Origin of the sequence: Mycobacterium sp. (assembly GCF_049802695.1) — a bacterium.
In the GTDB taxonomy this organism is placed as follows: domain Bacteria; phylum Actinomycetota; class Actinomycetes; order Mycobacteriales; family Mycobacteriaceae; genus Mycobacterium.
Genome location: NZ_JBARMY010000206.1, coordinates 1 through 7,498, shown reverse-complemented (window position 1 = coordinate 7,498; position 7,498 = coordinate 1). Strand labels below are relative to the sequence as shown.

The window sequence follows — 7,498 nt, the reverse complement described above, 5'->3', positions numbered from 1 at the left end:
TCTCTGCTGCCACCCGGCGGGCTTCGGACAGCACGGCGGCGCGCGAGAAGTCCGGCGGCCCGTCCGGCGCGCCGGTCAGATACGCCAGGCCGCTACCGGCCCAGTCCACCGCGGCGCGGTGCGCGTTGGGATCCACGCTTTCCATTGTCCCGGTAGCGACGTTCAGAACTGGCGCGCCGTGAAACGCCAGTCCAGCACCGGCCGATCCGATTCATCCGGCGCGTCACCGGCGGCGTAGACCAGCGATCGCAGGCCCAGCACACCACCCTGGTCCGCCGGCTCAGCGGACTCGACATGCACTTCGCTGTACAGGGTGTCGCCTTCATGCACCGGGCCGGTGTGGTCGCACGACTGCCAGCTCAGCACTGTCACCACAGTTGGCAGCAGCCGGGTCACCTGCGCCAGCGCCAATCCGATGGTGTGCCCGCCGTACACCAGCCGGCGCCCGGTCGGGCGGGAATCGTGATGCACCGCGGCGATGTTGAGGGTGAGCCGAGCCAGCTCCGGGGCGCTGCTGACCACATCGCCGGTGCTGTGCAACACCGTTCCCGCCAGACCGGCCTCGAAGTGGTTGCCTGCCACCCGTCTGCGAAACGCCTCGGCGTCCCAGTCGGCCGTCGGATCCGCTGCCGGTGCCACGGCGTCGCTGCCGATGGTGGACAGATCGTCGTGCCGCCCGGTATCGGCCGTTGATCGGACCGGCAGCATGGCGCACCGGTAGAAGTCGAGCACCAGCCGGTCAGCCTGATCAATGGTGGTCATTCGCAACACGGCGAGCCCGCTGGGCGCGCGACCAGGCTTGGCCGTCGTCGCCCGCAGCCCCACCACTTCGGTGCGGGTGTAAAGGGTGTCACCGATGACCGGGAATCGATGAAAATTCAGCCCCCGGTAGAACAGGTTGGCTTTGACCCGTTGGGTAGCAAGTGTGCTCTGCCCGATCGCCACGTCGCACACCAGCGCCGGATGCGCCAGCGCAGCCGGTGCGCCGATGACCGCGGCCGACAAATCAGCGTCCAGGGCCAGCCGCAACCGATCGCCGATGATCGCCTGATGGACCGCGGCCATCCCGGGCGTCAACGTCAGCGACGGTGCACCTTCGAAAACCTGGCCGACCGCGAGATCCTCGAAGTGCGGTCCGCCGCTCATCGCGCCTCCGAGGAGTCAATATGGCTTAGAAAGGGCTTGCGAATCCTGACACACGGAGGCGACACATGAGCGCGGGACTGACCGACGAAGAGTCGATGCTGGTCGAAACGGTGCGCGCGTTCGTCGACAAGGAGGTCAAGCCGACCGTCCGCGAGGTGGAGCATGCCAACGCCTATCCCGAAGCGTGGATCGAGCAGATGAAGCGCATCGGCGTCTACGGCCTGGCGATACCGGAGGAATACGGCGGCTCGCCCGTGTCGATGCCGTGCTATGTGCTGGTCACCCAGGAACTGGCGCGCGGATGGATGAGCCTGGCCGGCGCGATGGGCGGGCACACCGTCGTCGCCAAGCTGCTCTCACTATTCGGCACCGAAGAGCAGAAGCGTCGGTACCTGCCGCCGATGGCCACTGGAGAGCTGCGCGCCACGATGGCGCTCACCGAGCCGGGCGGCGGCAGCGACCTGCAGAACATGTCGACGACCGCCCGGGCTGACGGACCCGATCTGGTCATCAACGGGTCCAAGACCTGGATCAGCAATGCCCGCCACTCCGGGCTGATTGTGCTGCTGTGCAAGACGGACCCGGAGGCGCGGCCGCGGCACACTGGGATATCAGTGCTGCTGGTCGAGCCGGGGCCCGGCCTGACGGTGTCGCGTGACCTGCCGAAGCTCGGCTACAAGGGCATAGAGAGCTGCGAGCTGTCGTTCGACGACTGCCGCGTTCCCGCGACGGCGGTGCTCGGCGGCACTCCCGGCCGCGGGTTCGCGCAGATGATGAAAGGCCTGGAGACCGGCCGTATCCAGGTGGCGTCGCGGGCTCTGGGGGTGGCGACGGCCGCACTCGAGGATGCGTTGGCCTACGCCCGGCAGCGGGAAAGCTTCGGCCAGCCGATCTGGAAACACCAGTCCATCGGTAATTACTTAGCTGATATGGCGACCAAACTCACCGCGGCGCGCCAACTCACCCGCTACGCCGCCGAACGTTACGACAGCGGCGAGCGCTGCGACATGGAGGCGGGGATGGCCAAATTGTTCGCCTCCGAGGTGGCCATGGAAATAGCGCTGAATGCCATGCGCATCCACGGCGGCTACGGCTACTCCACCGAATACGACGTCGAGCGGTATTTCCGCGATGCGCCGCTGATGATCGTCGGCGAAGGCACCAACGAGATTCAGCGCAATGTCATCGCTGGACAGCTGGTCGCCAGGGGTGGGATCTAGTTGAGCCGCCGAGTGGCCGAGTGTGGCCAGTTGCGTTACGCGCTACCGAAGCCGTTGGAATGACTGACCTTCAACCCAGCCCCTAGAGGACACTATCTCGAGCTGGCGATTTGAAGTTCGCGCGACGCCTGCACGACCTCACACTGTAACTTCTACAACCTGGACGCCAGCAGCTAGCCACCGTTCGCGCACCGCCTTCAACTGATCGTCGGGAGCCGAAAGCAGTAAACCAAAAGCCGCCGGCGGATCTAAATCGTCACGGTAGTAATCGCGGTAGAACGGTATGTGGTTGGCGAACCACGGAAACAACTCTAGTTCTTCGGCGAGAAGTAGGTGCGCATTGCTTACTTCCGTCAGATAGCCGAGGGCAGGCGGCCTATCTTAAGCCGGATTGGTGAGGTTGTCGAAGTCACGCATCCAATCGTCAAACGCGCCTCCGCTACGGTGATACGCGAAACTTGGCGGGAAGTGCCAGGCTTCCGCAAAAGCATCGAAAAGTGCATCCAATGTTTTGGTATTAGCCCCGTCGATTGTCCTGAGTTCGAAGCCGGCCGGAGGGACGAGTACCGCATATTTCTGCGAGTGCACAGCCACGCACGGCCCGTGGCCAGCGGCCAGCGGCCAGCGACCAGCGACCAACGACAAAAAATCTCCTAACTTTATAGTTGCGGGCGGGTTCATCGAAGGCGGGTAAGTGTTCGGTAGTGATCATCGGTGTACCATGCAGACCCGTCAGAACCGGTCACGAGTCGATCGTCGTCGCGACGCTCGTTAGGCACTCTTGGATTCACGTCCCACACGTGAGCCGTCTCAGATGGATATCGTCGCGACTTCAACGCCCACAGCTAACGAACGTTGGGCGCGTCTGACACGCATAATTCTGCGATGGGCGCGAGAGCCTTGAATCTTTCAGTTCAGGTAGAGCTGCTGGTATGCTTCAAGCGCATGTTTCCGTAAGTCTTCCTCGTTCAGACCGTGAACAGCTGCCCGCAATTCAGGATCTGCCACGAAATCATCAATGGCAAAGAATAAATTCTCGAGTATATTAAACTGCACGCCGAGCACTTGATCGGTGTCGTGCTTAAACAATTCAAGATACGCGGATTCAAACTGTTCAGCCGAGATTTTTCGATTGACGTAACTTAAGATCAAGTCTTTGTACTTAGTGCACATTCGCTCGCCGGCGCCACCGCCCCCGCTGCCCCGCCCATCTCAGCAGCCAACCCCGACTGCGTCGCCGCCGACACCCCCACCACCGCCGGCTCCATCGCAAACGCCATGCGTCAAACCTCCAGACTCCCGCCACGGATCAATAACAACGGAGCATAACCCGCACCGCTTGACCTCGCTTACACCAGGAATCGATACAAAAATGGCCCGGTCGCGGCGGCCGTTGCCCTACTGAATCGAACGGGAAGCTGGCTTCACGTTCGAACACCAGCGTGACGCTGGCTTCACGCTCGAGGGGCGTTACGCGCCAACCGCCCGCTGAGCCGAGCGATTGGGGGCGCCAGGACGCACATCAGCAACTCGTTAGAGACCAAATCTCACGCCAGCACGAATGTCGATACGATATTCCGTCAGCCGATTGCGTCGACGAGGCCCCAGGCCAACGCGGTGCCGGCGTCGAGTAACTTACCTGAAATCACCAGATAGGCTGTGCGCCAACGCCCTATCCGCCTAGTGATGCTGACGGTGCCACCTGCGCCGGGTATCAGTCCCAGACTCAACTCCGGCAATCCGAGCACCGCGTCCGGCCGGCAGAGCACCCGCCCGCAGAATGCCGCCATCTCCAGTCCGCTGCCCAGCACCCGGCCGTGAACTTCGGCGCGGCAGGATGCTCCGAGTCGGGCGGTGATCGCATCCAGCACCAGCGCCGGGCTGTGCCGGGTGCGGGCCAGGTGTGCGCTCGCTGGATCGGCGAATGTGCCGAACTCGGCAAGATCGCCCCCGCTGCAGAACGACGGGCCGTCCCCGCTCAGCACGACCTCGTCGACCGACGGGTCGAGCAGGGCGACAGCCAACGCTTCCAGCAACGCTGCACGCGCATCGGTGGAAAATGCGTTGTGTCGCTGCGGCCGGTTGAACCTGGCCCGTAGTGTGTTGCCCTCCCGTTGCGCCAGAACCGGATTCGAGATCGCAGGTAACTCGGCTGGGCCGCGCTCGGCGAGCCAGCGAGCGAACTCCGGACCGGCCTGCAACGTGGAGTAGGCCAGCGACTCGGTCACCACGCCGGCGGACGTCGGACCGTGCGGCTCGAGTGACCGCAGCACGTCGTCGCAGACAGCGCTGGCGTGCGGCCAGCGGTCGCATCGTTCGCACAGTGCGGTGAGTGCGTCCGGTACCGACTCGACCGTGATTACCCGCCGGTCCTCGCTATGGTCCTCGGTGAGCGTGAAGGTAGCTTGCTGGAGCCAGTATTCGGAGGCGCCGGAGGTCGGCCCTACAGCGACGAGCACACCGGGTAGCGGCGCGTCGTCTACCTGCGGCGGGTCCGTCAGGTCAACGACGCGCGGCATCACACCGAATAGGCTTTGATCAGTTCGGCTTTGAACAACTTGCCGGCTTCGCTGCGGGGCAGCTGCGCCTGAAACGAGATCGAGCGCGGACACTTGTAGTGCGACAATCGTTCCCGCAGCCAGACCAGAAGTTCCTCGGCGAGTTCGTCGGTGGCGTCGGCCGGGCCGACGGTCTGCACCACCGCTTTGACACTCTGGCCCATCTCGTCGTCCGGAATGCCGAACACCGCGGCGTCAAGCACTTTCGGATGCGTCACCAGCAGGTTCTCCGCCTCCTGCGGATAGATGTTCACCCCGCCGGAAATGATCATGTGGTGGCGGCGGTCGGTGAGGAACAGGTAGCCGTCCTCGTCGAGGTAGCCGACGTCGCCGACGGTGACCCAGCCCTGGCGGTTCCGGCACGCCGCGGTCTTTTCTGCGTCGTTGAGGTATTCGAAATCGAAACCGCCGTTGAAGTAGATTTCGCCGGCCTGCCCTGGCGGCAGCTCACGTCCGTCCTCGTCGAGGACGTGGATCTCACACAGCATCGGTTTGCCGACGGAGCCGGGATGGGCCAGCCACTCCTCGGCACTGATCATGGTCGAGCCGATGGCTTCTGATGACGCGTAGTACTCGTCGACGATCGGACCCCACCAGTCGATCATCTGTTTCTTGATCTCCACCGGACACGGCGCTGCGGCGTGCATCACCCGCTGCAGACTCGACAGGTCGTACGAACTACGAACCTGCTCGGGCAATTTCAACATACGGGTGAACATTGCGGGCACGAACTGGCCGTGACTCACCCGGTAGCACTGGATGGCGTCGAGACAGCTCTCCGGCTCGAACTTCTCCAGCACGACCGTAGTTATCCCGCCGGCTTGCACGGTCATCGACCACACCGAAGGCGCGGTGTGGTACAGCGGTGCGGGGCTCAGATAAATCGAATCGGGATTCATCCAGAAGCCGACCAGCGCTGACATCATTCCCGGTGCCTCGGCGGGCGATACATGCTGCAGTTCGCGTTTGATGCCCTTGGGGCGGCCAGTGGTACCCGAAGAGTACTGCAGCAGATCGCCCTCGCGTTCGTCGTCGATCGGTGTATCCGGTTGCCGCGCAGCGCATTCGGGGTATCGCTGCCATCCGGTCAAGTCGTCGTCGGCGATCATCAGCAGCCTGGGCAGGCCGGCCGGCAAGTGCTCCTCGAGGTTTTCACAGGTTTTCCGCAACGCGGCCGACCCGATGATCGCCTTGGCCGCGCTGTTGTCGACGACGTAGGCGGCCTCGGCCGCCGTCAGGTGGGTGTTGATCGGCACGTAGTACAAGCCGCTGCGGCGCGCCGCCCACATGACCGCATGAATGTGCTCGTTGTTCTCCATCAGGATTGCGATGACGTCGCCCTCGGCTAAACCGGCGGCGCGGAAGTAGTGCGCCAATCGGTTGGCGCGGGCTTCCAGGTCGTCGAAGGTGACGACAGTGCCGCGCGGATGCAGGATTACAGCCGGCTTACCGTTGCCCAGGTGTTCGCGTATCTGCATGCGCAGACTGTACAACCGTCATAGTTGACGGGTGTCAAGTGGTCGAGCTACCCAGCGCCGTAAGACGCAAACGCCCCCAGAACCCGGGGGGTTAACCGAGGGGTTAAAAGGGCACTTTTGCGTCTGCTCAGTTAGTCGGCGTCGGCCAGGCGCTGCTTGAGCGCCTCGAACTCGTCCTTGACACCGGTGGGCAGCTTGTCACCGACGAATTCGAACCATTCTTCGATCATCGGCAGTTCCTGACGCCACTCGGCAGGGTTGACTGCCAGGGCCCTCGCGACGTCTTCGGCATCGACTTCGAGTCCGTTCAAGTCCAGGTCCTCGGCGTTGGGCACGACACCGATCGGGGTGTCCTGACCGCCGGCCTGGTGCTCGATGCGGTCGACGATCCACTTCAGCACCCGGCTGTTCTCGCCGAAGCCCGGCCACAGGAACTTGCCGCCGTCACCGCGGCGGAACCAGTTGACGAAGAACACCTTCGGCAGCTTGGACTCATCGGAGTTCTTGCCCAGATCCAGCCAGTGCTGGAAGTAGTCGCCGACGTTGTAGCCCAGGAACGGCAGCATCGCCATCGGGTCGCGGCGCACGGCGCCGACCTTGCCCTCGGCCGCCGCAGTTTGCTCGCTGCCCATGGTGGCGCCCATGAACACGCCGTGCTGCCAGTCGCGGGCCTCGGTGACCAACGGCACCGTGGTCTTGCGGCGGGCGCCGAACAGGATGCCGGAGATCGGCACACCTTGCGGGTCGTCCCACTCCGGCGCCAGGATCGGGCACTGCGACATCGGCGTGCAGTAGCGCGAGTTCGGGTGGGCCGCGTTGGTTTCCGTCTCGCGGTAGTACCAGTCGTTGCCCTTCCAGTCGATCAGGTGCTGCGGGTCACCTTCAAGGCCCTCCCACCACACGTCGTTGTCGTCGGTGAGCGCGACGTTGGTGAAGACGGTGTTGCCCCTGGCGATGGTGCGCATCGCGTTGGGATTCGACTTCCAGTTGGTGCCGGGAGCGACACCGAAAAAGCCGAACTCCGGGTTGACCGCGTACAGCCGGCCGTCCTTGCCGAACCGCATCCAGGCGATGTCGTCGCCGAGCGTCTCGGCGC

6 protein-coding genes and 1 pseudogene are annotated in these 7,498 nt (G+C 63.8%); 1 reads left to right on the top strand and 6 read right to left on the bottom strand.

Features of this window, described 5'->3' with window-relative positions; genetic code table 11:
• Positions 1-162: 162 nt before the first annotated feature.
• On the bottom strand, positions 163-1,146 hold the full coding sequence (locus WA317_RS08385) for a MaoC family dehydratase (protein WP_425172589.1): 984 nt from the start codon (positions 1,144-1,146) through the stop codon (positions 163-165).
• Positions 1,147-1,211: 65 nt separating this feature from the next.
• Here WA317_RS08385 and WA317_RS08380 point away from each other — a divergent pair, with 65 nt between their 5' ends.
• Entirely contained in the window at positions 1,212-2,366 is a 1,155-nt protein-coding gene (locus tag WA317_RS08380; RefSeq protein ID WP_425172588.1) for an acyl-CoA dehydrogenase family protein, read from the top strand.
• Positions 2,367-3,043: 677 nt separating this feature from the next.
• On the opposite strand, the pseudogene WA317_RS08375 reads toward WA317_RS08380, so the two are convergent.
• From WA317_RS08375 to WA317_RS08355, 5 genes and pseudogenes are all read right to left on the bottom strand, one after another.
• A pseudogene (locus WA317_RS08375) lies at positions 3,044-3,175 on the bottom strand (ribonuclease domain-containing protein); the annotation flags it as partial.
• Between the two features lie 100 nt (positions 3,176-3,275).
• Positions 3,276-3,539 carry a colicin immunity domain-containing protein gene (locus WA317_RS08370; protein ID WP_425172587.1) on the bottom strand — a complete coding sequence of 88 codons (264 nt, stop codon included), beginning with the start codon at positions 3,537-3,539 and terminating at the stop codon, positions 3,276-3,278.
• A gap of 407 nt (positions 3,540-3,946) precedes the next feature.
• Entirely contained in the window at positions 3,947-4,885 is a 939-nt protein-coding gene (locus WA317_RS08365) for an enoyl-CoA hydratase/isomerase family protein (protein ID WP_425172586.1), read from the bottom strand.
• Positions 4,885-6,402: a fatty-acid--CoA ligase FadD4 gene (gene fadD4, locus WA317_RS08360; RefSeq protein WP_425172585.1), complete on the bottom strand. Its 1,518-nt coding sequence runs from the start codon at positions 6,400-6,402 to the stop codon at positions 4,885-4,887. Before fadD4 ends, WA317_RS08365 begins: the two co-directional genes overlap by 1 nt.
• A gap of 131 nt (positions 6,403-6,533) precedes the next feature.
• The coding region (locus tag WA317_RS08355; protein ID WP_425172584.1) for a phosphoenolpyruvate carboxykinase (GTP) at positions 6,534-7,498 on the bottom strand (965 nt) is incomplete at its 5' end.